A 21,646-nucleotide genomic window follows, 5' to 3' on the forward strand; every position below is an offset into this window, starting at 1 on the left:
CGGTTGACTGCGGAACTGTTCGGTGCCTGGCCGAAGAGATTGTGCGCACCCCGGCGCCCCTCGATCATGACAGCGAACGGCCCGCCCCCGGCGTCCGAGGGGCCGCCACCCCCGCACACCGCTGAGGAGAACGTCATGCGAAGACACCCCCCGAAGCCCGGCGCGACAGGCCGGCGGGCCCGCCGCGCCCTGTGCGCCGCCGCCGCTGCCGTCCTGGTCGCGGCCACCTCGACGACCCCGGCATACGCCGCCGACAACGGCCGCCACAACGAGGACTGGGTCTACCGTTCGGACTCCCTGTGCCTCCTGGTCTACGCCGAGATGCTCGACCTCTCCGACGGCAACGCCGGCTCCTACCAGACGTCCGCGGCGAACGTCTACGGGCCGAACAACGGCATCCCGTGCGGCCGTGGATGGGCCGTGCCCGCCGGCAATCTCGCGATACGTCAAGTCGTGCTCGTCTACAACCTGAACACCCAGGTTTGGGGCGCCTGCCCGGGCCTGGACTCCGGCTTGCATTACACCCCCAACACCACCTCTCACGCCGACTGGTACATGTGGAGCGGCGAGGGGTCCAACCCCGCCCCCTGCGGCACCGCCTGGTACGCGACGCTGGCCTTCGGATACGTCTGGGACGGCGGCTGGTACGGCGGTTCCCTGCCGTCGGGCAACGTGTGGCTCACGTCCAAGTACGGCCTCCAGGCGAAGACGCCACAGGCGCAGCCGCCGCGCCCGTCCTGGATCACCGGCACGGGGGCGGTCGACCCGAGCAGGCTCCCGGACCGCCTGCCTCTCATCGGCGCCGACGGCGAACCCATCCGTACGGGCTCGGGCGCCGTCGCCACCATCGACACCGCCACCATGTTCGGCCCGCCGTCCCAGCCGCCGTCGAAGTGACGGACGGCTCAACCGAAGGAGAGACATCGGCGGCCGGGCCGTGCGGCCTCACTCGCTCTCGTCGGCCTCCGCGGCAGGCGCGATCTGCAGTGGTGTCCCAGTTGCCCCGCCGCCGGTGAGCTCGGGATCCTCGATCTCGGTGACGACGACGCGGGCCTTCGGGAACATCGACCGGAGACCCGCGATCAGCTGCGGGCTGCCCGCGGGTACCAGCAGCACGTCGGCCGTCGCCGGCGCCGCGTGCAGGTCGAGCACCACGTAGTCCGCCCCGAGCTGGGCGGACAGCGCGACGCGGGCCGCGTTCGACAGCTCCATCGCGGTGGCCACGACGGTCACGGCGTCGTGGTCGACCGGCGCCGGCTCGTCGGGCTCGTCCGGCTCGGCGCGATCGACGACGGCGCCCTGGACCACGTCGACGGTGCTGGAGATCGTCGCGATCGACGCGCCGTCCCGCGTGAGGACCAGGCTCTCGCCGGGTTCGAGTGCGTCGATGAGCGCCACGACGTCGTCGGGGACGCGGGCCACGTCGATCCGCTGCGCCGCACGCGGGGCGCGTTTGCGTGTCACCACGCCCGGCCACCGAAGGCGCCGCCCAACCGGATGAACACCCGAGCCCCTTCTGGCGCCGTGATCTCGTTGGACGCCGCCACACGATCATTGGCTCGGGGACGCGCCGGAGTTTCGCGGATTCACAGCCCGAAGGCTCCGCCCTCGACGAGGATGAGCAGACCGATGCCGATCAGCACCACGGGCAGCAGGACGTGCCCCCACCGGCTCAGGGCCCCGGCGACGAGCGGGCGGGTGGCGAAGAACCGTCCGGCCGCGCACCACACGGCGACCAGGACGAGGAACACGACGACGTGGACGCTCGTGCCGCCCGGCCCGGCGGTGGCGAAGACCGGTACGTACACGCCGATGTTGTCGCCGCCGTTGGCGAAGGTGACCGCGGCGACCTCCAGCGTCTTCGGCCCGTCGGCGCGCCCGCCGGAGGGTTCGTCACTGTCGCGGCGGTTCCTCCACGCCTGCCAGGCGGCCTTGACGCCCAGCACGAGGGGGAGCAGCCCCAGGTACGGGACGAGCCGTTCGGGAAGGAAGGTCGCCCCGAGGCCGGCCGCCACGGCCACCGCCACGAGGGCGAGGAAGCCCAGGTACTGGCCCGCCACGATCCGGCCGGCGGCACCCCGCAGGCCCGCGCCCCGGGCGAAGAACAGCGCCAGGATCAGGATGTCGTCGATGTTGGTGACGGCGAACAGCCCTGCGGCCTGTCCGACGATGCCCAGGTTCACCAGAGGGGTGCTCTTTCTGTCCGAGGGTGCCCGGAATGACCTTATCCAGGGCGTCGCGGAGGGCGGCGACGTCCCCGGCCGGAGTCGTTCCGGCGTGGGTGACCGATCAGACGGTTCGGTGGGATGGCGTGGTCTGCGGGGGCGGGGTGGCCAGTCCGGTCAGCAGGTTCAGCGACGTGGCGGCGTCGGAGCCCGGCGGGGCGCTGTAGATCATCATCGTCAGGTCGGGGTCGTCGGGCGCGCGCATGGCCACGTAGTCCAGGGCGAGCTCGCCGAGCAGCGGATGGGCGAAGCGTTTGCGGCCCCGGGTCTTGGCGCGTACGGCCTGGTCGGCCCACAGGCGGCGGAAGTCGGCGCTGTGCAGCGACAGCTCGCCGACCAGGGCGGCCAGCTCGGGGTCGTCGGGATGGCGGCCGGCGTCGAACCGGAGGTTGGCGACCGTGTCGCGGGCCTTGCCCGGCCAGTCGGGGTAGAGGTCCCTGGCCGCGTCGTCGAGGAAGACCAGCCGGGCCATGTTCCGCTCGGACGGTGACAGCGCGGCGAAGTCGGCGACCAGCAGCCGGGCGAGCTCGTTCCAGGCCAGGACGTCCAGCCGGCGGCCGATGACGTAGGCGGGCACCCCGGCCAGCGCCTGGAGCGCCTGGCGCAGCTCCGGGCCCACCTTCTGGGGGCGCGGCGGACGCCTGCGGGCGGCGGTGGGCCTGGCGAGGTTGTGCAGGTACGCGCGTTCGTCGGCGTCCAGGCCGAGCGCTTCGGCGACGGCGGTCAGCACCTCGGCGGAGATGTTGCGGGCCCGGCCCTGTTCCAGCCGGGTGTAGTAGTCGACGCTCACGCCGGCCAGCAGGGCCAGCTCCTCGCGGCGCAGGCCGGGCACCCGCCGCCGGCCGCCGAAGCCGGGCAGGCCCAGCGCGTCGGGGTCGAGCCGGGCACGCCGGCTCTTGAGGAACTCGCTGAGCTGCTGTGCACGATCCATGCCGTCCAGTATCGCGACGTTTGTCGGCCCTTGCCTGGTTCTGTCAGACCCAGGCAAGGGCGGCCCCGGCTGGACAGAGCTCTGGGTGGCCCGCGACCAGGCCCCCACCATGGACATCGCCGGTATCACCCTCGAAGAAGGAGTTCTGCCATGTCGAACACGCTCACCATCGTCGCCGGGTTCCGCGCCGAGCCGGGCCAGGAGGAACGGCTGCGCCAGGAGCTGAACGCCATGATCGAGCCGTCCCTGGCGGAGGAGGGCTGCCTGGGCTACCAGCCCTACGCCGACCCCGAGCGCCCCGACCGCATGATCATCGTGGAGGAGTGGGCCGACGACGCCGCGCTCGTCCATCACTTCTCGTTGCCGCACTTCAAGCATGTGGCCCAGGTGCTGGAGGAGATCCTGGCGGAGCCGTTCACGCTGCGCCGGCTGACCGACGTCCCGGCCTGAGGGGCGCTGCGCGTGCGTCGCCGGCGCGGTGTCCCGGGTCGGCCGAGTCCGGCCGAGGTGCTGTTGGACACCGTCCCGGCGCTGTTTCGCTGTGGTCCACCGCAAGTCCACGACCAGAGGAGCCCACCATGTACGCACGCGGCGCACTCGCCACCACGGCAGTCATCGTCGCCGGAGCCCTGACCCTGCTCGGCCGGCCGGCGCAGGCCGGCCCGAACCCCCACCACCAGGCCGCGGCGGACGGCCCCTGCCGGGCCGAGCAGACCCACCGCGTCGGCGGCACGGTCATCAAGTACGAGCAGTTCGGAGCCCGGTCCGTCTGCCCGGCGGGCACCTACCAGCACTGGCACCAGGTGCACATCCGCTGCGGCATCGAGCCCGAGCGGCCCGGCCCCATGGTGGGCGGCACGTCCGTCAGCGAGGAGTGGTGTCCCAAGAACACCCTTCTCCAGGACTACTGGGTCACCCAAGGACCTCAGGAAGGCTGAGCCGGACCCCGGGAAGCCCGCGCCCACGCCGGGACCCAGGTTCCGGCGGCGCGGCGACCGGTCCCCGCGGCGGTCAGGTGGGCGCGGAGGGCGACCAGCGCCGGGGTGTCGGCGACGGTGTCGAGGAGCGCGTCGGAGCCGAAGTCGGGCCCGGTCGCCTCGATGGTCAGGCCGAACTCGGCGACGAGGTCGTCGTAGTAGGCGGTCCACTCGGTCCCGGGGGCGAGGCCGGGCATCCAGATCCGGTGCCCGGCGAGCTGGGCGAGCGGCACCGACCGGGCGTCGGCCAGCGCGTGGCCGGGGCCGGTGAGGAGCTGGAGGGCCTCGTCGACCACCCAGGCGGACTCGACGTCCTCGGGCAGCGGACGGCCCGGCACGCCGACCGCGCGGAAGGACGCGTCGATCGTGCCGGACCGGATGGCGGCCACGGCCGTGTCCACGTCGAAGAGCATCACCACGTCCAGCTCGACGTCGGGGTGCGCCCGGTGGAAGCCGCGCATCAGGCCAGACCCCGCGCTGCGCGAGGCGAGCACGTCGACGCGCAGCGGACGGCTGCCCGCCCGTACGGACGCGACCGCGCGCTCGGCGACCCGGAGCAACTCGCGGGATCGTGGCCTGCGTAATTATCTGCTGAGATTCGTCCCCGCTTCGATGGCGCCGGCAACGACACTATTCACTGAGCTTCGATCCTAGGGATCTTCAGACGTCGTCGTCGTCGGCATCGGGCGCATCGGGGTCGCGCAGGGCGCGGATCGCCTTGAGCACCTGCTCAAACGGCGGCCGCCGACCATGCTTCCCTGCTGGAGCATGGTCGGGGTGAAGAACGCGGTGGTCCGCTTCGGCGGTCTGTTCAGACCGAACCGGCGGGGCAGCCGTTACCCGCAGGACGACTCGCCATCGCCCTGTGCCCGATCGAGGCCGGCCCCACCCCCGGCAGAGGGCGGTGCGTCCACGAGGACAACATCAAAGGCGTCGATACCGACGGCGGCCTGCCCCTGCGGGTCGGTGTCCACAATGAGCCTGCTCTGCCCATGCTGCTCTGCCAGGAAAGCGCTCAGATCGACCGCAGCCGTGGTACCTCCCGGAAGGCGGAGGTGAGGAGCGGGTCCCGATCGTGGATGACGAATCGAAGCCCGGCGAAATGGTCGCCAAGGTCCATGACCAGATTGCGGGCTTGCTGCGTGGTCCATGCTCCGGTCGGGTGTCTGCTGACTCCGGCCAGGTGCAGTCGCCGGGTGCCGTGCTCGATGAACACCAGCACGTACGGCCGCTTGAGAAGCACCGTTTCGACGACGAGGAAGTCACACGCGATGATCGCGCCAGCCTGTGCGGCAACATGCCCAGTGAGGCGTCGCCGGGACTGACGGCCTTCGCCGCCTCCGCCGCGTACTGCGGAACCGCCGCGAGTCCACATGCGCGGCAAAGTAGTCCGGCGAGGTGCTGTCGATCGCGACGATACGCACGTCACTGGGGCGGCGTGCAGCGCGTTCACGAGCTCGACCAGGTCGCGGGCCTAATCGACGCCGAGGAGGTTGAGTGGGCCAGCATCGAGAGTGGCGGACCGTCCGCCATCCTCCGACCGGGTCCGGATCGAGGCGTAGGAGAAAGCCATGACGTCTCTGCGAGCGATGGGATCCGAGGCGGCTGTGCCGACAGGTTGTGCCGGAACGAGTCCACGGTGGCCTGCGACGGCGCCTCGAACTGGGCGTGGTGGGGGCGATGCGTCCGTCGAGGAATATCAGGCGGGGGGTGAAGTGCCCGCTCATCGGCCTGGTGCCGCGGCGAGGCCACCTCAGTCGTTGGCCGGGCGTGCGGTCACTGGAAGACGACGCCGTCTACCTTGTCGTCCATGAGACCCACGTACGTGAACCAACTGCCGGCGGGGAAGTCCAGGCCGTCGCCGTAGACCGAGTCGGACAGCCACACCCGTTCGCTTCCGTACCGGCCCCAGCTCCGGACCGAGAGACCTGCCTGGCGGCGTAGGACGGGATCGCCTGCCAGCTGGTGTTGACCTGCACTTCGAAGCAGCCGCCGTAGAAGTCGTATCCGGTGAACAGCTCGGCGTACCTGTAGCAGTGACAGTTGGCGGCGAACAGGAGGCTGAACGTTTGCGGATGACTCTGGAACGGAGTTGGCGTCCCGGTTTGCCGGTTCCCGAAGCAGGCGCACTTCTCAAGCATCTCTACTCCTTGAAGGTTGGCGGGTGGCCCGTTCGGTGACGCGGGCTGACGTGTTCACGATCGCGTGCCGTCGCCGTGTCTCGCGCCCGTAGCGACCCCTGGTCCTGACCTGGCCGGCCACTGGGCGACGAGACGAGCGAGGTCAGGACGTCGCGCGAGGTGGCCACCCTCGTAAGTGCCGGTTGACGGCGCCGTGGCTCAGGAACACCCCGCGGCGATCGCCGAATGTACATGCCCCTCTCGGGCTCCGATCGGGGCGGTTCAGCCCAGGTAGAAGTCCCGGCGAGCGGCCACGAACGCCTCGATCGTCCCGGCCGGCGCGCCGGTCACCCGTTCGACGTCGTCGGAGGCGCGGTCGTAGCGGTTCTCGCGGTGCAGCCGGGCCATGGTGGCGATGTGCTCCTCGGTGTGCGGCGGCAGGCCCGCCTTGGCAAGGACCTCGGTTCGCCATTGGTCCAGGGGCACGTCGAGGTAGGACACCGTACGTCCCAAGGCTCGCGAGAACTCCTCGGCCATCTCCGTCATGTCGACCGTGCGCGGCCCGGTCAGCTCGTAGACGTGCCCCACGTGCGGAACCGGATCGGCCAGCACGGTGGCGACCACCCGGGCGACGTCGTCTGCGGCGATCGGCGACGTGCGGCCGGTGCCGAACGGCAGAGCGATCGTTCCGCTCTCCCGGATCGATCGGGCCGCCAGTGTGGTGAACAGCGGATTGTCCAGGAACGACGTCGGCCGGATGTGCACCACCGGCAGGCCGGACCAGTCGAACACCTGTTCCGCCAGCCAGTGCAGCCGCTGCTGGTGCGACTCGGCGGTGCTGGTGGCGGTCATCTGCGACACCGTCATCTGCGACATGTCGACCAGGCCCGCCAGCTTGCCGTACTCCTTGGCCACGGTGGCCACCACGGTCGCCGCCAGCAGGTGGTCCGGCGACACGGGCATCGCGAAGTACATTCGCCCGGCTCCTTCCAGCGCGGCGGCGACGCTCTCCGGCCGGGTCAGATCGCCGACGACCACCTCCGCGCCCCGCGCACGCAGGTCCGCGGCACGGTCATCGTCCCGGTGAACCAATGCGCGCACCGGCACGTCCTGCGCGCGCAGGCGGTCCAGGACCGTACGGCCGACGCCGCCGACCCCGGCGATGAGAACAAGGTTGCTGACGACCATCGGCCGATCTCTTCCTGGTAGTTGACCATCTGTACGAAGGTGCGATCGCACGGGCATATGGGTGTCACTGAATCGCGCAACGTGATCCCACGGCAGGTGTACCCACGCCCGAGTCCGATGAGCCAGGAGCGGAGACAGACCGGCCGCACCGACGCGGAGGTCGGCGCCGAGCCGTGCCTCAGCGCCCGCACCGTCGAACGGCACCTGCGCAAGGTCTTGGCCAACCTCGGCCTCGGTTCCCGAAAGGAACTGCGCGACGCGCCGAACGCCCACAGCCACGAGCTGACGCTGGAGTCCCTCCTGGAAGCAGGGGCCCGATCCGGGAGCATCCGGGCGGACATCAGCGCGGCCGACATGTTCGCCGCGCTCACCGGGATCGCGCCGGCCTCCGGCGAACCGGAACAGCGCGACCAGGCCGGGCGGCTCCTGGACCTCACCATGGACGGCCTGCGGTCGTAGCTCAGAGCAGGGCGCGCAGGACGGGTTGGAGGGCGCGGTGGAAGGTGGGGTAGGCGAAGTGCATGTCGGCCAGAGTGGTGATCGGGACCCGGGCGTGGATCGCGGTCACCAGCGCGGAGAGCACCTCACCGCCCATGCTGCCGACGACGGTGCCGCCGACCAGCACGCCCTGCGCGGCGACCAGCTTGATGGGACCTGACTCGCCGGCGATCCAGCCTCGGGTGCCGAGGTCGCCGGTGGCGGTCTTGACGTCGAGGCCGCGGGCGCGGGCGGCGGCCTCGGTCAGTCCGACGGAGCCGACTTCGGGGGCGGTGAAGGTGACGCGGCCGACGGCGCGGTAGTCCGCCCAGGGGCCGTCCGCTCCGGTGAGGTCGCGGATGACGAGGTCGGCCTGGTACATCGACATGTGGGTGAAGGCGCCCTTGCCGGTGATGTCGCCGATGGCCCACACACCGTCGGCGACCCGCATCCGCTCGTCGGGCTCCAGCACGCGGGACTGCGGGTCCAGGCCGACGTGTTCCAGGCCCAGACCGGTGAGGTTGTTGCGGCGTCCCGCCGCGACCAGCAGCCGGTCCGCGGTGACCACCCGATCGGCCAGCTGAACGCGGAAGCCGTCGTCGTCGTGCTCGACCCGTTCGGCGCGTGCGGAGGTGAGCACGGTGATGCCGTCCTCGGCGAACGCCTGCGCCACGGCCGCCGACGCCTCGGGCTCCTCGACGGCGAGGATACGGTCGGCGGCTTCGATCACGGTCACCTTCACCTCGAAGGCGGCGAAGGCTTGGGCGATCTCGCTGCCGATCGCGCCACCACCAAGGACCGCCAGAGAAGCGGGGAGCTCGGTCAGCTGGACCACATCCCGGTTGGTCCAGTACGGGGTGTCGGCCAGGCCGGCGACGGGCGGGGCAGACGGGGTGGTGCCGGTGTTGAGCACGATGCCGCGCCGGGCCGTGCAGGACGTGGCCGCGCCGTCGGGGGCGGTGACGGTGACCGTGCGGGGTGCGGTGATCCGGCCTCGGCCTCGGGCGAAGTGGGCGCCCGCGGCGACGAGCCGGTCGACGGCGACCTGGTCGTTCCAGTCGTCGGTGGCCTCGTCGCGGATGCGGTCGGCGACGGGCTTCCAGTCGGGGCGGACGTCTGCCGTGCCGGCGTGGCGTGCCGTTCGGAGGCGGTCGGCGGCGGCGATCATCATCTTGGTGGGGATGCACCCGTAGTAGGGGCATTCGCCGCCGACGAGGCGTTCATCCACGCCGACCACTGACAGTCCGGCCTTGGCCAGGCTCGTGGCCGCGTGTTCGCCGCCGGGTCCCAGGCCGATCACCACGACATCGCATTCCATGGTCTCTCACCTTCCGCTCGTGTCGTCCTCCTGCTCCGACCATCTCGGATATGCCGGGCATTCGCCCCCGTGGCACCCACGGGTCCGGGCCAGGGGTCATCCCTGGTGCGACGCCACCGCCGCCGGACGAGGCTGACAGCACTGCAGCACGACCGAGAAGGAGCGGGCATGAAACCGATCAAGACCAAGACCGTCACCGTGGACGGGCTCACCGTCCGGTACGCGGAGAGCGAGCCGCGCGACACGCACGCGCTGCTGCTCAGCCCCTGGCCCGAGAGTGTGTACGCCTTCGAGCCGACCTGGACGGACCTGGCGGCCGACACGCATCTGGTGGCCGTGGACCTGCCCGGGTTCGGGCAGTCGCAGGGCCGTCCCGACGTGCTCGTTCCCCGTGCGGCGGGCGCGTTCGTGCACGGGATCCTGGACGCGCTCGGACTGGACAAGGTGCACGTCGTCGGCCCCGACATCGGCACCAGCGCTTCGCTGTTCGCGGCGGCCCTGCGGCCTGACCGTTTCCACAGCGTCGTCATCGGCAGCGGCGGCGCCTCCGCCGACCTCGAACTCGGTGAGCCGCTCGCGGGCTGGGTGAAGGACCCCGACCTCACCTGGTACGAGCAGAACGCCGACGCCATCATGGCCGCGACCCTGGACAACATCTTCCCGGCGACGCCGCTCCCTGACCACGTGCGCGAGGACTACCTCACCTCCTACGGCGGGCGCCGCTTCGCCGAGTCGATGCGGTACGTCCGCGCCTACCCCGAAGAGCTCAGAGCCCTGGAGCGGCTGCTGCCGTCCATCCCGACCCCGGTGCGGATCATCGCCCCCGAGCGGGACCAGGTCGTCCCGCCCGCCCACGCCGAGTTCCTCGCCGCCCGGCTGCCCCACAGCAGCCTCGCCGTCGTCGACGCGGGCCACTTCATCTGGGAAGAAGCCCCGAAAACCTACGCCTCCCTGGTCCTTGAGTGGTGGGACCTCAACCGCGCCAACCCCGAAAGGTGACAACCATGAACAGCACAGCGGACCTCAAGCTCGAAGCCGTCGTCATCCCGGTCGCCGACGTGGACCGCTCGAAGCGGTTCTACCAGGCGCTCGGCTGGCGGCTCGACGCCGACTTCGCCTTCGACAACGGATTCCGGGTCGTTCAGGTGACGCCTCCCGGCTCGCCGGCGTCCATCCAGTTCGGCACGCTGATCACCGGTCAGAAGCCCGGCACCGCCGAAGGCGTCTACCTGGTGGTCCCGGACCTCGCCGCCGCCCGCGACCAGCTCGTGGCCCTCGGCGCCGAGGTCGGCGAGATATTCCACCCGCAGGCTCCCGGAGCCCAGTTCGGCCAGATCATGGACGGCCAGGCCGAGGGGCTCGCCGCCGACCGCGCCAGCTACGGATCCTTCGCGACCTTCCGCGACCCGGACGGCAACACCTTCCTGCTCCAGGAGGTGACGGTCCGCTTCCCCGGCCGCGTCGACACCGCCACCACCTCGTACGTCTCGCGGAGCGACCTGGTCGAGGCGCTCAAGCGGGCGGCGGCGGCACACGGCGAGCACGAGACTCGCAACGGCGGCGCCCACGACGAGAACTGGCCGGAATGGTACGCGACCTACATGGCCGCGGAGCAGCACGGCGACGAACTTCCCCGGTAAGGACGGACTCATCATGACCACATCTACGCAGCTCACCGCGCCCATCCTCGACGTCACCGCCGCCAACGGCGTGACGTACGCCTACCGCCGCTTCGGCCTCACCGGCTCGGGCGCTCCGCCGCTGGTCTTCCTCCAGCACTTCCGCGGCACCCTCGACAACTGGGACCCGATCCTCGTCGACACCCTCGCCGCCGGCCGAGAGGTCATCCTGCTCGACAACGCCGGGGTCGGAAGCTCCAGCGGCGAGGTGCCCGCCACGGTGACGGAGATGGCCAGGGACGCCATCGCCTTCCTCGACGCGCTCGGCCTCGCCAGGGTCGACCTGCTCGGCTTCTCGCTCGGCGGCATGGTCGCCCAGGAGATCGCCCTGCTCAGGCCGCGCGGCGTCAGGCGGATCGTGCTGGCGGGAACCGGCCCCAGAGGCGGACGCCAGATGCACGGCTGGACGCTCGACATCGAGCGCGCCGCGAACAAGGACGAGGCTGAGCTCGACGATCTGTTGCACATCTTCTTCGGCGTCACCGAGAGCAGTCGCGCCCTCGGCGTGCAGTACGCCCAGCGGGTCTTCAGCAGGACCGAGAACCCCGACAAGGCCAACGGCCCCGGGGTGGCCCGCGCCCAGTACGACGCGATCGTCGAGTGGGGCATCCCGGATCCGGGCCGTCTCGCCCGACTGGCCGGGATCACCCAGCCCACGCTGGTGGCCGCGGGCGACAACGATCCGATGATCCCGACGATCAACTCGCAGGTGCTCGCCGACCATCTGCCGAACGCGCGGCTGCGGATCTTCTCCGACGCCGGGCACGGGTTCCTGTTCCAGTACCCGCGCCAGTTCGCGGAGCTCGTCGAGGGGTTCCTCAACGATCTGGTCCCGGCCCGAGGGTGATCACTAGAATCGAGGCGTGGCAGCAGCGCCGATCCTCCAAGGCCGCCGGCACGAACGTGAGCGGCTGGATCAGGCGCTGCTTCGCGTCGAGGACGGCGAGAGCGCCGTCCTCGTCCTGCGCGGCGAGGCGGGCGCGGGCAAGACCACGCTCCTGCGCTATCTGGAGGAGCGGGCTTCCGGTTGCCGGATCGCCAGGATCACCGGCGTCGAGTCCGAGCTCGACCTGCCGTTCGCCGCGCTCCACCAGCTCTGCGCCCCCGTGCTCGCCTCGGCCGCGACGCTCCCCGAGCCGCAGCGGCAAGCGATCGACGTGGCGTTCGGCAACGCCTCAGGAGCGGCCCCCGGCAAGCTCGTCCTCGGGCTGGCGGTGCTGAGCCTCCTGGCGGAAGCGGCCGAGGAACGGCCGCTCGTCTGCCTCGTGGACGACGCCCAGTGGCTCGACGTGGCCACCCGGCAGGTGCTCGGCTTCGTCGCCAGGCGGCTGCACGCCGAATCGGTGCTGCTGGTCTTCGCGGTCAGGGAGCCCGGCCAGGACACCCTCCTGACCGGACTGCCCGAGCTGACCGGACTGCCCGAGCTGACCGTCGACGGGCTGGCCGAGGAGGACGCCAGGGCGCTCCTGACCGCGACCACTCCTGGCCTCCTCGACGCCAGGGTCGCCGACCGCATCGTGGCCGAGACGCGTGGCAACCCCCTGGCCCTGCTGGAGCTGTCACACAGCGGCCGGGCCGAACTGCTCGGCGGCTTCGCGCTCCCGTCCGTCGGGACCGGTGCGCTCCAGGAGCGGTACGAACAACGCATCCGCGCGCTTCCGGAGCCCACCCGGCTGCTGCTCCTGCTGGCGGCGGCCGACCCCACCGGTGACGCCGCCCTGTTCTGGCGCGCCGCGCAGGCCCTCGGCCTCGGAGCCGAGCAGGCGGTCCCGGCGCAGGAGGCGCAGCTCGTCGAGATCGGCGGGAACGTCAGGTTCCGGCATCCGCTGGTGCGTTCCGCCGCCTACGCCGCCGGCGACCCCGAGGCGCGGCGGGCCGTACACCGTGCGCTGGCCGGCGCGTCGGAGAGCGGCGGCGATCGACGGCGCCGGGTCTGGCACCTGGCCGCGGCGGCGACAGGGCCGGACGAGCGGCTCGCGGCCGAACTCGCCGACGTCGCGGAAGGGGCGGAGTCCCGGGGCGGGATCGCGGCCGCCGCGGCGCTGCTGCGGCGCTCTGCCGAGCTGACCATCGACCCCGGGCTCAAGATCGAGCGCACGCTCGCCGCGTCCCGGGCCGCGCTCGACGCGGGTGACTTCGCATCCGTGCTCGCCATGCTCGCCCGCGCCGAAGCCCTCCCGGTCGACGATCTGCAGAGCGCCCGGATCTACCTGATCCGCGGGCTCACCGACCGCGCCGCCCACTCCGGGCGCGAGGCTCCGGCGGCGCTGCTGCGCGCCGCCGAACGGCTCGAACCCCTGGACGGCAGCCTCGCCAGGCACACGCTGCTCGACGCCTGGAGCGCGGCCCTCGTCGCCGGTCGTCTCGCCGTTCCCGGGGGCGACCTGCCCGCCGTCTCCGCCGCGACGCCGCCCTTGAACGGCACGCCGACCGCCGCCGATCATCTGCTCGACGGCCTGGCCGCCCTCATCACCGCCGGCACCGAGGCGGGACGGCCCTCGCTGCGCGAGGCGGTCACCGGGTTCCTCGCCGACGCCGTGCCGGCCGATCTGTGGCTGCGGTACGGCGTGCTGGTCGCGAACGCCGCGTTGTCGCTGTGGGACTACGAGGGTTGGGAGGCGGCCAATGCCCGGCATGCCGACCTGGCTCGCGCCGGCGGCGCGCTCGTGCCGCTCATCAACGCGCTGAACGTCCGCCGGGTCATCGCGCTGTGGCGCGGCGACGTGACGTACGCCCGTGAGCTGGGCCTGGAGGAGTCGACGGTCAAGGAGGCCACGGGCACTCGCAGGGCCTCATACGGCGACTTCTTCCTCCTCGCCTATCAAGGCCGCGCGGCGCAGGCACTGCCGCTGCTGACGGAAGCCGCCGCCGAGGCGAGCGCGCGTGGCGAAGGGCTCGGCCTGTACTTCACCGAGCGCGCCACCGCCTTGCTCCACCTGGGCCTCGGGCACTACGCCGAGGCGACGGCCGCCGCCGAACAGGCCGCGAGCGGCGACCTCGGCCCGTTCACCGCACAGGCCCTGCCCGACCTGGTCGAAGCCGCGGTCCGCAGCGGCGCGACCGCGACCGCGGAAACGGCCCTTGCCCGTCTCGGCACCTACACCGCAGGTTCGGACCTGGAGTGGGGGCTCGGCCTGCAGGCCCGCGCTCGTGCTCTCGTCAGCCACGGCGGCGAGGCCGACCGGTCCTACGCCGAGGCCGTTGAGCGGCTCAGCCGTACCCGGTTGAGGTTCGAGCTGGCTCGCACCCGGCTGGTGTACGGCGAGTGGCTGCGCCGTGAGCGCAGCCGGGTGGCCGCCCGTCAGCAACTCAAGCAGGCCTACGAGGAGTTCATCGCGATGGGCGCCGACGGCTTCGCGGAACGGGCCAGGCACGAGCTGCTGGCGACGGGGGAGAAGGTCCGCAAGCGCACCGCCGACACCGCCGACGACCTCACCCCGCAAGAGGAGCAGGTCGCCCGGATGGCCAGAGACGGGCGCACCAACGCCGAGATCGGCGCCGAGCTGTACATCAGTGCCCGCACCGTCGAATGGCACCTACGCAAGGTCTTCGGCAAGCTCGGCATCACCTCGCGCAGGGAACTCCGCGACGCGCCGCTCCGTCCGCCCCGCAGAATGCGTTGATTGACCGAGTACGGCAGGAGCAAAGAGCGCCACGTCGTCGTGCAGGTCGTCAACGCGGTCAAGACGGGCGAGAGCCGGGTCCTGGTCCTGCGCGGCGATCCGGGCGTGGGTAGGACCGCGCTGATCGAGCACCTCGCCGGAGTGGCCGCCGGATGCCGGATTCTGCGGGTGGCCGGAGTCCAGTCGGAGATGGAGCTGGCCTTCGCGCGTGTAGGTCTGATCGTGGGCGCTGCCTGGCGGGCGGCGGCCGGGACCTCATCGCCGGTCTGGTTCAGGCGGATGTCACACCTCGCCGTGCCGCACCGCCTTCTTCGGCAGCAGCAACGTGAACAGCGCCGCGCCAACCACCAACGCGACGGCCACCACGATGGCGTACGAGGTCGCGGCCCTGAGCGCGGCAGCCCCCTCGCTCATCCGGGAGTCCGAAACGGAGAAGAAGATCGTGCCGAGAACGGAGACACGGGTTTGCCTGGCGGGTGCGGTGAAGAATACGGGGTCGGAAGGTGCGGGGGATGGATCAGCGGTGGGCGCGCAGTGCGGCCAGCAGCCATGCGAAGGCCGGGACCGCCGGTGGGGATGGCTTCTGGCCCTTGAGGATGCTCAGGAGCTGCCAGTACCGCTCAACTCGGGGCTCAGCGACCATGTCCAGCCACGTGATCAGGGCGGCGGTCTCCTCTGCGGGAAGGTCGTCGGGGATGATCCGCTTCAGGATCAGGCTCGCCCCGGTCGACTCCGGCGCGATGCCGCGCGACAGAGCGGCGCCCGCGTGCTCGAGGACCAGGGGCCGGAGGTTGAGACCGTACTCCAGGCGGTTGTTCTCCTCGCCGCTGAGGACCATTCGGCGGACCGTCTGCTGGAAGCTCTCCTCTCCCGCCAGCTCGGCCAGTTCCACCCACGCGTCGATCTGTTCGGAGGTCGGGTCTTCCGGGAGATCGGACGGGAGATCACGCATCCATCCCGCGACGAGCGTGGCGTCCTCATCGACGACGTCGGCGAACACGCGGTCGACGAAGTCGTCGATGATCTGCTGGCGTTCCCGTGCCGAGAGCCGGGCTAGCGCGTTGATCAATGCGATCTCCTTGGTAGAGCTGTCACGGTGGGCGAGTATGCGCAGGACGGACCGGCGAATCTTGAGGGTACGGATCTCGGCATCGAGCGCTTTGACGTGCAGGTCCGCCACTTCGCTCAGCGTGGCTCGCTTCTCCAGCACCTGCTGGACGGCATCAAGACCGAGCCCGAGATCGCGAAGCGTCCGGACCAGGTCCAGCCGGACGACCGCCTCCGCGTCATAGAGCCGGTACCCGCCCTCCGACCTCTGGACCGGAGGGACGACGCCGCTATCGGACCAGAAGCGGATCGTGCGCGCCTGCAGCCCCGTACGCTGGGCCAACTGCCCGATCGTGTAAAGACCCGTCACGTCGTTCATGGCTTGAATGTGCACCTTCCATCTGGTGGAACCTCAAGCGATTTGTCAGAAATTCTCGCCGTAGAGCAGCCGTTGACGGGGCGCGGACCGAGTGCAACATCCGCCGCATCTACGGCCCCCGGGAAGGAAGCCCTCGGTGCGCTGGTCATCGAGATCGAACTCGCCGTTCCTGCCCCGCCCGCGCCGAGCCCAAAAACCCGTGCGCCACCAACCCACTGGGCCCCACCCTCACCTGGCTTGCCTTGGGGTGGGACGGGGCTCTCGCCTTTCTCAGGGACCTCAGTTCACGGGGTCAGCCCCAGCTCCCGCAGTTGGGCGGGCCGCAGAGGCCGCCAGCCGCTGGTGTCGAGCTTGGCCAGTTCCGCCTCGACAGGCTGGCCCCTCTGGGTCCGGAGGCTGCCCTAGAGCCGAAAACATGCCCTGACCAGGCATCTAGGTGTACTGACCACAGAGGTTAGGTACGGGCACGACACGATGTCGATGATCTTATAAAGGGGTGAGGGCCTTCGGTTCGGTGTGGATTGCGACATCTACACGCCGACCAGAAAGGCCCTCATGCCCCACCGTAACGCGCCGCTGACCGAACTCGGACGCCTGCGCCTGGCCCGCTGTGTCGTCGAGGACGGATGGCCGCTGCGCCGAGCCGCTGAACGCTTCCAGGTCGCCGTCACCACCGCCCGCCGCTGGGCCGACCGCTCCCACCTGTGGCCCGACACCCTCGCCAAAGCCGGCATCACCCACAAGCGCACCCGCCCCTACCGGCCGCAGACCAACGGCAAGGCCGAACGCTTCAACCGCACCCTGCTCGACGAACGGGCCTACGCCCAGCCATACGCCTCAGAAACGGCACGCCGAGCAGCCCTGCCGGCGTGGCTGCACACCTACAATCACCACCGCGGACACACCGCCCTGAACGGCTTGCCACCCGCCAGCCGCGTACCCAACCTTCGGCGCGTACGCCACCGATGAGCCACGTCATCGGCCGGATCCGTTCGATCCCCTGCTGAAGGAGGTCGACTTCGCCGACATCGAGCTGGCCGCTTGGTCAAGAGGGCGCTGGTGCCAGTGCCAGAGCGTTCGGTTGAGCGTCGGCGCTCTCGGCTCGCTCGGCGGCGTATCGCGGCAGCTTGTCGATCGTTTGCGCCACAGTTCCCTTTCCTGGACTTACCCGACAAGGGTGCGCGCTCGCAGGCCGGGGCCTGGTCAGGTCTTTCTGTCGGACCGGCTCGACCAGGCAGGATGGGCTGTCAGTCGTCGATGGCCTGGTAGAGCGTGGTCCAGAAGTCGTGGATGGCTCGCGCCGAATCCGGGGTGGACATGCCGGTCTGGGTGAGCAGGATGCCGACGAGCTGGTGGTGCGGGTCGGCGTAGACGGTGGTGCCGCTGCCGCCGTCCCAGCCGAATTGGCCGACGGGCGCGTAGTCGCCCCGGTACGTGCGCACCGCCATGCCGAAGCCCCAGCCGCCGTGCTGCCCCAGGCCGTACCCCCGATGGACGGAGTCGCGGCCGAAGGCCACTCGGGCGGCCAGCTGCTCGGGCGGAAGTTGGTTGGTGGTCATCAGCTCGACGGCGGGCCGGGACAGGATGCGTTCGCCGTCGTGAATCCCGCCGCCCAGCAGCATCCGGAAGAAGGCGTGGTAGTCGTCGGCGGTGGAGTCGAGTCCGCCGCCGCCGGACTGGAACGCCGGAGGTGTGCTGTGGTGTCCCCCTTCGGCAGGGTCCTCCACGTTGAACTCTCCGGTCTGCCAGTCGGGGGCGTACAGCGGCGGCAGCCGGTCGATCTTGTCGGCGGGCACGTGGAAGCCGGTGTCCTTCATGCCCAGTGGGTCGAAGATGCGTTCACACAGGAACTCCTCGAACGACTGGCCGGTGACCCTGGCCACCAGCACGCCGAGCACGTCGTTGCTGATGTTGTAGATCCACCGCTCGCCGGGCTGGCAGATCAGCGGCAACGTGCCCAGGCGGCGCATCCACTCATCCGGGTCCGGCGCGGGCAACAGCCATCCGTCCTCCTGGCCGTAGACACCCCGCTCGAAGAGCGCGCCCATGATCGGGGTGCCCGGCGCGGTCATGTCCATGCCGAGCCCGTTGGTGGAGGTGAGCAGGTCCCGCACGCTGATCGGCCGCCGCGCCGGCACCGTGTCGTCCAGCGGTCCGTCGGGCCGCGTCAGCACCTGCCGGTCGGCGAGCTCGGGCAGCCACGGATCCACCGGGTCGTCCAGCCGCAGCCGACATTCGTCCACCAGCACCATCGCCGCCGCCGCCCCGACCGGCTTGGTCGTGGAGGCCATCCGGAAGATGGTGTCGCGGCGCATCGGCGCGCCACCGTCATGGCGCATCGTCCCGATCGTCTCAACGTGGGTCTCCTCGCCCCGGCTGACCAGAGCGACCAGCCCGGGGACCTTCCCGGACTCGACATGCCGTGCCAGCACGTCGCGCAGTCTGGCCAGCCCGGTCTTGGAGAAGCCGCTCTTGCTGTGTCCCATCATGAATCTCCTTTGCACAGTGTTCGATCTTGCAAGACCTGTCCCGGCGCGGCGCGTACAAGAGCCGGGAGCCAGGCGGTCTCAGATGGCGACGCGCGATGGCGTCGGTCAGCTGCTTGCGCGCACGCGCGGGGAAAGGATGCGTTTGGGATGTCATGCCTACGGTCACGGCCACGTCGGTCGCGACCGTAGGCGAAGATCGATCTTGCTCTTACTTGATGGACGTGCCGGTGACCACCGGCAGCGAGATCGAGGTGCCGGCCAGATCGACGGTGACCTTGGCCCCGGTGCCGGGTTCCGCGTCGTCTGCGCCGCCCTGGCCGGTCTCGTCGATGTTGAAGTCGTCGTTGGTTCCGGTCAGGATCAGGCCCAGCCGGTGTCCGGCCTTGAACTCGTAGTCCAGCGGCAGCGTCTTCCAGGTGATCTGGTACGACTTGCCCGGCGTCAGCGGCGTCTGGCGGCTGAGTGACTTGTGGTTCTGCGCGTCCATGAGTCCGCGGGTGACCACGTGGAAGGAGGTGGTCGCCGTGTTGTCGCCGACCTTGTGGTAGCAGCCGTCGTCGTCGGCCGTGCCTTGGCCGACGCAGTCCTTGCCGTCGAGGAACTTGAGGCCCTCTGCGGATGTGGCGGTGCGTTCGCGGTAGTTGATGCGGGTGTCGGTGCCGTAGTCGACGAGCAGCACGCCCAGGTTGGCAGTGGGCTTGTCGAGCTTGACCTTCAGGCTCACCGACGGCGTTCCGGACAGCCGCATCGGCGTCTTCAGCGCCGGAGTCAGAAAGGCGAGCCGGTCGGGGGAGATGATGGCGGGGTTGTCGGCCATCGCGATCTCGGTCTGGGCGGTGTCGAGATAGGTGCCGGAGCCGGTCGAGGGCTTGCGGCCCAGCGAGCCGTTCTGCTGCGGCCGCAGGGTCGTCATCCGTCCCTGCGCCGGCCAGTCGGCCTGGCTGATCCACCGGTTCGGGCCGAGCTGAAGGTCGACGCGTGGCTCGCGCATGATGTCGTTGGAGATGCCCATGAGTTCGTGGTCGAACCACTTGTTGAGGGTCTTGAGCCACACCTCGCGGCGGGCCCAGAACGGGTCGAGGTGGCCGTACTGCGTCACCCATGCCTTGCGCTGCACGTTCCGGGGCAACATGGCCCACCACTGGGCGAACTGGCTGCCCACCACGGCCCGGTCCTGCATGCCGTAAACGGCGAAGACGCTGGCGTGGATGTTGCGTGCCTTCGAGATCGGCCCGGTCCGGTAGTTGCGTTCGTCCCAGAAGGCGTTGTAGTTACCGGTGGCGTCGTCCTCGCCCTCTTGCAGGCGCTGGTGCTCAGCCGCGCATTTCTCGTCCGGATCGGTGTCGAACCGCTTGGCCATGAACTCCTGAACGCCCTTGAACCAGGAGATGGTGCCGTTGATGCGGCTTGCCTCGTAGCCGTTGGTGTAGCTCGCGAGCGGCACGATCGTCTCCAGCCCCTGCACGCCGGTGCCGGCAACCCCGACACCGAGCGCTCCCTCATAGGAGTGGCCGATCATTCCGGTGCGTCCCGTGGTCCAGGTGGCTTCGACCGGCTCGCCCTTGTCGTCGTAGGCGGTCGCCCGGCCGTTGAGCCAGTCGATGACAGCCTTGCCGCCCAGCACGTCCGGAGCGCCGTAGGAGGTCGGACAGCCGTCGGACAACCTGGTGCCGACCATGTCGACGGACACGAACGCGTACCCGCGCGGCACGAAGTAGTTGTCGTAATACAGCGGGAACTTCGTCGCGTTCCCGCTCGCGTCGTATTTCTTGTGGTCATTCTCGTAGCCGGCGCCCGGCTCGTCGAAGGTGGGGCTCTCGTGCATGATCACCGGGACCTTGAGCCCGGAGCCGGACTCCTTCGGCCGGATGATGTCCACCCGGATCAGATCCTTCTTGCCGTCGTTGTCACTGTCTACCGTCGACTTCACCCGGACGTGCTCACGGATGGCGTCCTGGTAGGAGAAGACGGGCTGCGTCACTCCGCCGGAGACTTCGATCTTCGGCCCCGCCTTCGCGGAAGCAGCGGGAGCGGCGGTGACCACGAGCGGGATCGCGAGTGTGACTGCGGCGAGGAACCCTCGCCGTCGCGCGTTGGACATGTGCTTCCCTTCGGGGATTGATGGTTGCCGATCAATAGCGGCATGGTGCGGTTCGGCGTGTCGGTGCGGAGCTCCGGCGACGGCTCGCGGAGCACGCTGAAATGGCGGCGAGTGTGCCGCCGGGCTGTGAAGGAGGAGGGGCGTGGTGGGTAGGCGACCGGCGCCGGCCCAAGGGCGGCGTCGCCGGCGAGATCATCGAGGGGGCACGGGCGGACAGGGCCAGGAAGCTCGGCTCACTGTCTGTCGTCGAGTGCCCGGTGGAGCGTGGCCCAGAAGTCGAGGACGGCCTGAGGCCCGGGTTCGTCGTCCCGGCCGAACCGGTCGATGGAGGCGTAGTCGGCGCGATAGGTGCGCGCGGGCTGTCTCCTCGGGCGTCATGCGGTTGGTGGTCATCACCTGTACGGCGGGTCGGCCGAAAGGGCCGCAAGGACGACGCCCTCCGACGTTCCCTTCAGCATCTCCGTCACCTGCCTCCCATGGAACAGCCCCGTCTTGCTATCTAGTGTTGCTATGTACCGGTAGAAAGTAACACTGACTACCGGTACATAGCAACACCGAATAGCTGTGCGGGGCGAGAGGGGAGGACCCCGGGAAGGATCGGACCGGATTTTGGCGCTGGCACCGACCAACTCGCCGGTCGTTCAGGAAAGCCCGACTTCAGCGCTTGCGTCGCCGAGCCGCAGGGGCGTGCTCGGCGGTGATGCGGGCGGAGGTTTCCTCACCGAGTCGTACGTAGTGGCCGAGGCTGGACAGCTGCTGGTGGCGGGACTTGGCCTGCAGTTCCGGCGCGGTTCGGCCGGCCTGGGCCAGGTGCTGGAGCGCGCTGTGGCGAAGCTGGTGCAGGGTCCAGCCGTCGCCGTGCGGATGGCTGGGGCTGGGGACCAGGTGCGGGCACTGGCCAAGAGGCTGCCTGCCGCAGGGCTGTTCGAGGAGTTCGGCGGGATCGATGATCACCAAGAGCAGTTCCGATTCGGGCGGGAACCTGATGGGACCGCCGCCGATCCCTGGGACTGGGAGGACCTGGATTGATCAGGGCCTGCTCTGCCCGACAGATCTGGGCGCGGCGGCGCTTGGACGCGGACGACCTTCCGT

Annotated in this window: 20 protein-coding genes and 1 pseudogene; 9 read left to right on the top strand and 12 right to left on the bottom strand. The window is 70.3% G+C overall.

Going from position 1 to position 21,646, the window contains the following annotated elements:
* Positions 1-135 precede the first annotated feature (135 nt).
* Complete coding sequence (locus IEZ27_RS50500) at positions 136-897, top strand: hypothetical protein (RefSeq protein ID WP_189653803.1); 762 nt, start codon at positions 136-138, stop codon at positions 895-897.
* A 48-nt stretch (positions 898-945) separates the two neighbouring features.
* Here IEZ27_RS50500 and IEZ27_RS50505 read toward each other — a convergent pair whose 3' ends face one another.
* The 3 genes from IEZ27_RS50505 to IEZ27_RS50515 all read right to left on the bottom strand — a co-directional run bounded on the left by IEZ27_RS50505 (position 946) and on the right by IEZ27_RS50515 (position 3,156).
* Positions 946-1,467, bottom strand: a complete 522-nt coding sequence (locus IEZ27_RS50505) for a hypothetical protein (RefSeq protein WP_189653804.1) — start codon at positions 1,465-1,467, stop codon at positions 946-948.
* Between the two features lie 119 nt (positions 1,468-1,586).
* Complete coding sequence (locus tag IEZ27_RS50510) at positions 1,587-2,183, bottom strand: cadmium resistance transporter (protein ID WP_189653805.1); 597 nt, start codon at positions 2,181-2,183, stop codon at positions 1,587-1,589.
* Positions 2,184-2,289: 106 nt separating this feature from the next.
* Positions 2,290-3,156: a helix-turn-helix domain-containing protein gene (locus tag IEZ27_RS50515; RefSeq protein WP_189653806.1), complete on the bottom strand. Its 867-nt coding sequence runs from the start codon at positions 3,154-3,156 to the stop codon at positions 2,290-2,292.
* Between the two features lie 150 nt (positions 3,157-3,306).
* Between IEZ27_RS50515 and IEZ27_RS50520 the strand changes: the two genes are divergently transcribed.
* Both IEZ27_RS50520 and IEZ27_RS50525 read left to right on the top strand, forming a co-directional pair.
* Complete coding sequence (locus IEZ27_RS50520; protein ID WP_189653807.1) at positions 3,307-3,606, top strand: putative quinol monooxygenase; 300 nt, start codon at positions 3,307-3,309, stop codon at positions 3,604-3,606.
* A gap of 128 nt (positions 3,607-3,734) precedes the next feature.
* Positions 3,735-4,094 carry a hypothetical protein gene (locus IEZ27_RS50525; RefSeq protein WP_189653808.1) on the top strand — a complete coding sequence of 120 codons (360 nt, stop codon included), beginning with the start codon at positions 3,735-3,737 and terminating at the stop codon, positions 4,092-4,094.
* Here the strand turns inward: IEZ27_RS50525 and IEZ27_RS50530 are convergent.
* The 3 genes from IEZ27_RS50530 to IEZ27_RS50540 all read right to left on the bottom strand — a co-directional run bounded on the left by IEZ27_RS50530 (position 4,082) and on the right by IEZ27_RS50540 (position 7,441).
* The gene (locus tag IEZ27_RS50530) at positions 4,082-4,693 is read right to left on the bottom strand and encodes a LysR substrate-binding domain-containing protein (protein ID WP_189653809.1); all 612 of its coding nucleotides are present in this window, start codon (positions 4,691-4,693) and stop codon (positions 4,082-4,084) included. The genes IEZ27_RS50525 and IEZ27_RS50530 overlap by 13 nt on opposite strands.
* Positions 4,694-5,148: 455 nt before the next feature.
* The gene (locus tag IEZ27_RS50535) at positions 5,149-5,508 is read right to left on the bottom strand and encodes a hypothetical protein (RefSeq protein ID WP_189653810.1); all 360 of its coding nucleotides are present in this window, start codon (positions 5,506-5,508) and stop codon (positions 5,149-5,151) included.
* A gap of 1,027 nt (positions 5,509-6,535) precedes the next feature.
* The gene (locus tag IEZ27_RS50540; RefSeq protein ID WP_189653811.1) at positions 6,536-7,441 is read right to left on the bottom strand and encodes an NmrA family NAD(P)-binding protein; all 906 of its coding nucleotides are present in this window, start codon (positions 7,439-7,441) and stop codon (positions 6,536-6,538) included.
* Between the two features lie 117 nt (positions 7,442-7,558).
* On the opposite strand from IEZ27_RS50540, the gene IEZ27_RS50545 reads away from it, so the two are divergent.
* On the top strand, positions 7,559-7,900 hold the full coding sequence (locus tag IEZ27_RS50545; RefSeq protein WP_189653812.1) for an SbtR family transcriptional regulator: 342 nt from the start codon (positions 7,559-7,561) through the stop codon (positions 7,898-7,900).
* Between the two features lies 1 nt (position 7,901).
* On the opposite strand, the gene IEZ27_RS50550 is transcribed toward IEZ27_RS50545, so the two are convergent.
* Complete coding sequence (locus IEZ27_RS50550; RefSeq protein ID WP_189653813.1) at positions 7,902-9,236, bottom strand: dihydrolipoyl dehydrogenase family protein; 1,335 nt, start codon at positions 9,234-9,236, stop codon at positions 7,902-7,904.
* A 168-nt stretch (positions 9,237-9,404) separates the two neighbouring features.
* On the opposite strand from IEZ27_RS50550, the gene IEZ27_RS50555 reads away from it, so the two are divergent.
* Genes IEZ27_RS50555 through IEZ27_RS50570 form a run of 4 tightly spaced genes read left to right on the top strand, consistent with a single transcriptional unit; the run spans position 9,405 to position 14,538 of the window.
* Positions 9,405-10,235, top strand: coding sequence for an alpha/beta fold hydrolase (locus tag IEZ27_RS50555; protein WP_189653814.1), 831 nt, complete (start codon positions 9,405-9,407; stop codon positions 10,233-10,235).
* A 5-nt stretch (positions 10,236-10,240) separates the two neighbouring features.
* Positions 10,241-10,876: a VOC family protein gene (locus IEZ27_RS50560; RefSeq protein WP_189653815.1), complete on the top strand. Its 636-nt coding sequence runs from the start codon at positions 10,241-10,243 to the stop codon at positions 10,874-10,876.
* Positions 10,877-10,889: 13 nt separating this feature from the next.
* Positions 10,890-11,762, top strand: a complete 873-nt coding sequence (locus IEZ27_RS50565) for an alpha/beta fold hydrolase (RefSeq protein WP_189653816.1) — start codon at positions 10,890-10,892, stop codon at positions 11,760-11,762.
* A 16-nt stretch (positions 11,763-11,778) separates the two neighbouring features.
* Positions 11,779-14,538, top strand: a complete 2,760-nt coding sequence (locus IEZ27_RS50570) for an ATP-binding protein (protein ID WP_189653817.1) — start codon at positions 11,779-11,781, stop codon at positions 14,536-14,538.
* A gap of 282 nt (positions 14,539-14,820) precedes the next feature.
* Here the strand turns inward: IEZ27_RS50570 and IEZ27_RS55200 are convergent, their stop codons facing one another.
* Both IEZ27_RS55200 and IEZ27_RS50575 read right to left on the bottom strand, forming a co-directional pair.
* Positions 14,821-14,952: a hypothetical protein gene (locus IEZ27_RS55200; RefSeq protein WP_268246136.1), complete on the bottom strand. Its 132-nt coding sequence runs from the start codon at positions 14,950-14,952 to the stop codon at positions 14,821-14,823.
* Positions 14,953-15,055: 103 nt separating this feature from the next.
* Entirely contained in the window at positions 15,056-15,964 is a 909-nt protein-coding gene (locus IEZ27_RS50575) for a helix-turn-helix domain-containing protein (RefSeq protein ID WP_189653818.1), read from the bottom strand.
* Between the two features lie 693 nt (positions 15,965-16,657).
* Between IEZ27_RS50575 and IEZ27_RS50580 the strand changes: the two are divergent.
* Positions 16,658-16,933, top strand: a pseudogene (locus IEZ27_RS50580) (integrase core domain-containing protein); the annotation flags it as partial.
* Between the two features lie 278 nt (positions 16,934-17,211).
* Here the strand turns inward: IEZ27_RS50580 and IEZ27_RS50585 are convergent.
* From IEZ27_RS50585 to IEZ27_RS50595, 3 genes are all read right to left on the bottom strand, one after another.
* Positions 17,212-18,453 (bottom strand): serine hydrolase domain-containing protein, encoded by a 1,242-nt coding sequence (locus IEZ27_RS50585; protein WP_189653820.1) that lies wholly within the window; start codon positions 18,451-18,453, stop codon positions 17,212-17,214.
* A 208-nt stretch (positions 18,454-18,661) separates the two neighbouring features.
* Positions 18,662-20,554, bottom strand: coding sequence for a CocE/NonD family hydrolase (locus tag IEZ27_RS50590; protein ID WP_189653821.1), 1,893 nt, complete (start codon positions 20,552-20,554; stop codon positions 18,662-18,664).
* Between the two features lie 657 nt (positions 20,555-21,211).
* Entirely contained in the window at positions 21,212-21,508 is a 297-nt protein-coding gene (locus IEZ27_RS50595) for a hypothetical protein (protein WP_229825074.1), read from the bottom strand.
* Positions 21,509-21,646: the final 138 nt, after the last annotated feature.

The sequence above is a fragment of the Nonomuraea spiralis genome (assembly GCF_014648435.1).
Lineage (GTDB): Bacteria > Actinomycetota > Actinomycetes > Streptosporangiales > Streptosporangiaceae > Nonomuraea > Nonomuraea spiralis.

Coding starts and splice junctions, on each gene's coding strand:
- IEZ27_RS50545 (WP_189653812.1), top strand. CDS start 7,559: ATGAGCCAGGAGCGGAGACAGACCGGCCGCACCGACGCGGAGGTCGGC.
- IEZ27_RS50515 (WP_189653806.1), bottom strand. CDS start 3,156: ATGGATCGTGCACAGCAGCTCAGCGAGTTCCTCAAGAGCCGGCGTGCC.
- IEZ27_RS50525 (WP_189653808.1), top strand. CDS start 3,735: ATGTACGCACGCGGCGCACTCGCCACCACGGCAGTCATCGTCGCCGGA.
- IEZ27_RS50560 (WP_189653815.1), top strand. CDS start 10,241: ATGAACAGCACAGCGGACCTCAAGCTCGAAGCCGTCGTCATCCCGGTC.
- IEZ27_RS50500 (WP_189653803.1), top strand. CDS start 136: ATGCGAAGACACCCCCCGAAGCCCGGCGCGACAGGCCGGCGGGCCCGC.
- IEZ27_RS50565 (WP_189653816.1), top strand. CDS start 10,890: ATGACCACATCTACGCAGCTCACCGCGCCCATCCTCGACGTCACCGCC.
- IEZ27_RS50550 (WP_189653813.1), bottom strand. CDS start 9,236: ATGGAATGCGATGTCGTGGTGATCGGCCTGGGACCCGGCGGCGAACAC.
- IEZ27_RS55200 (WP_268246136.1), bottom strand. CDS start 14,952: ATGAGCGAGGGGGCTGCCGCGCTCAGGGCCGCGACCTCGTACGCCATC.
- IEZ27_RS50575 (WP_189653818.1), bottom strand. CDS start 15,964: ATGAACGACGTGACGGGTCTTTACACGATCGGGCAGTTGGCCCAGCGT.
- IEZ27_RS50535 (WP_189653810.1), bottom strand. CDS start 5,508: ATGTGGACTCGCGGCGGTTCCGCAGTACGCGGCGGAGGCGGCGAAGGC.
- IEZ27_RS50540 (WP_189653811.1), bottom strand. CDS start 7,441: ATGGTCGTCAGCAACCTTGTTCTCATCGCCGGGGTCGGCGGCGTCGGC.
- IEZ27_RS50555 (WP_189653814.1), top strand. CDS start 9,405: ATGAAACCGATCAAGACCAAGACCGTCACCGTGGACGGGCTCACCGTC.
- IEZ27_RS50590 (WP_189653821.1), bottom strand. CDS start 20,554: ATGTCCAACGCGCGACGGCGAGGGTTCCTCGCCGCAGTCACACTCGCG.
- IEZ27_RS50585 (WP_189653820.1), bottom strand. CDS start 18,453: ATGATGGGACACAGCAAGAGCGGCTTCTCCAAGACCGGGCTGGCCAGA.
- IEZ27_RS50520 (WP_189653807.1), top strand. CDS start 3,307: ATGTCGAACACGCTCACCATCGTCGCCGGGTTCCGCGCCGAGCCGGGC.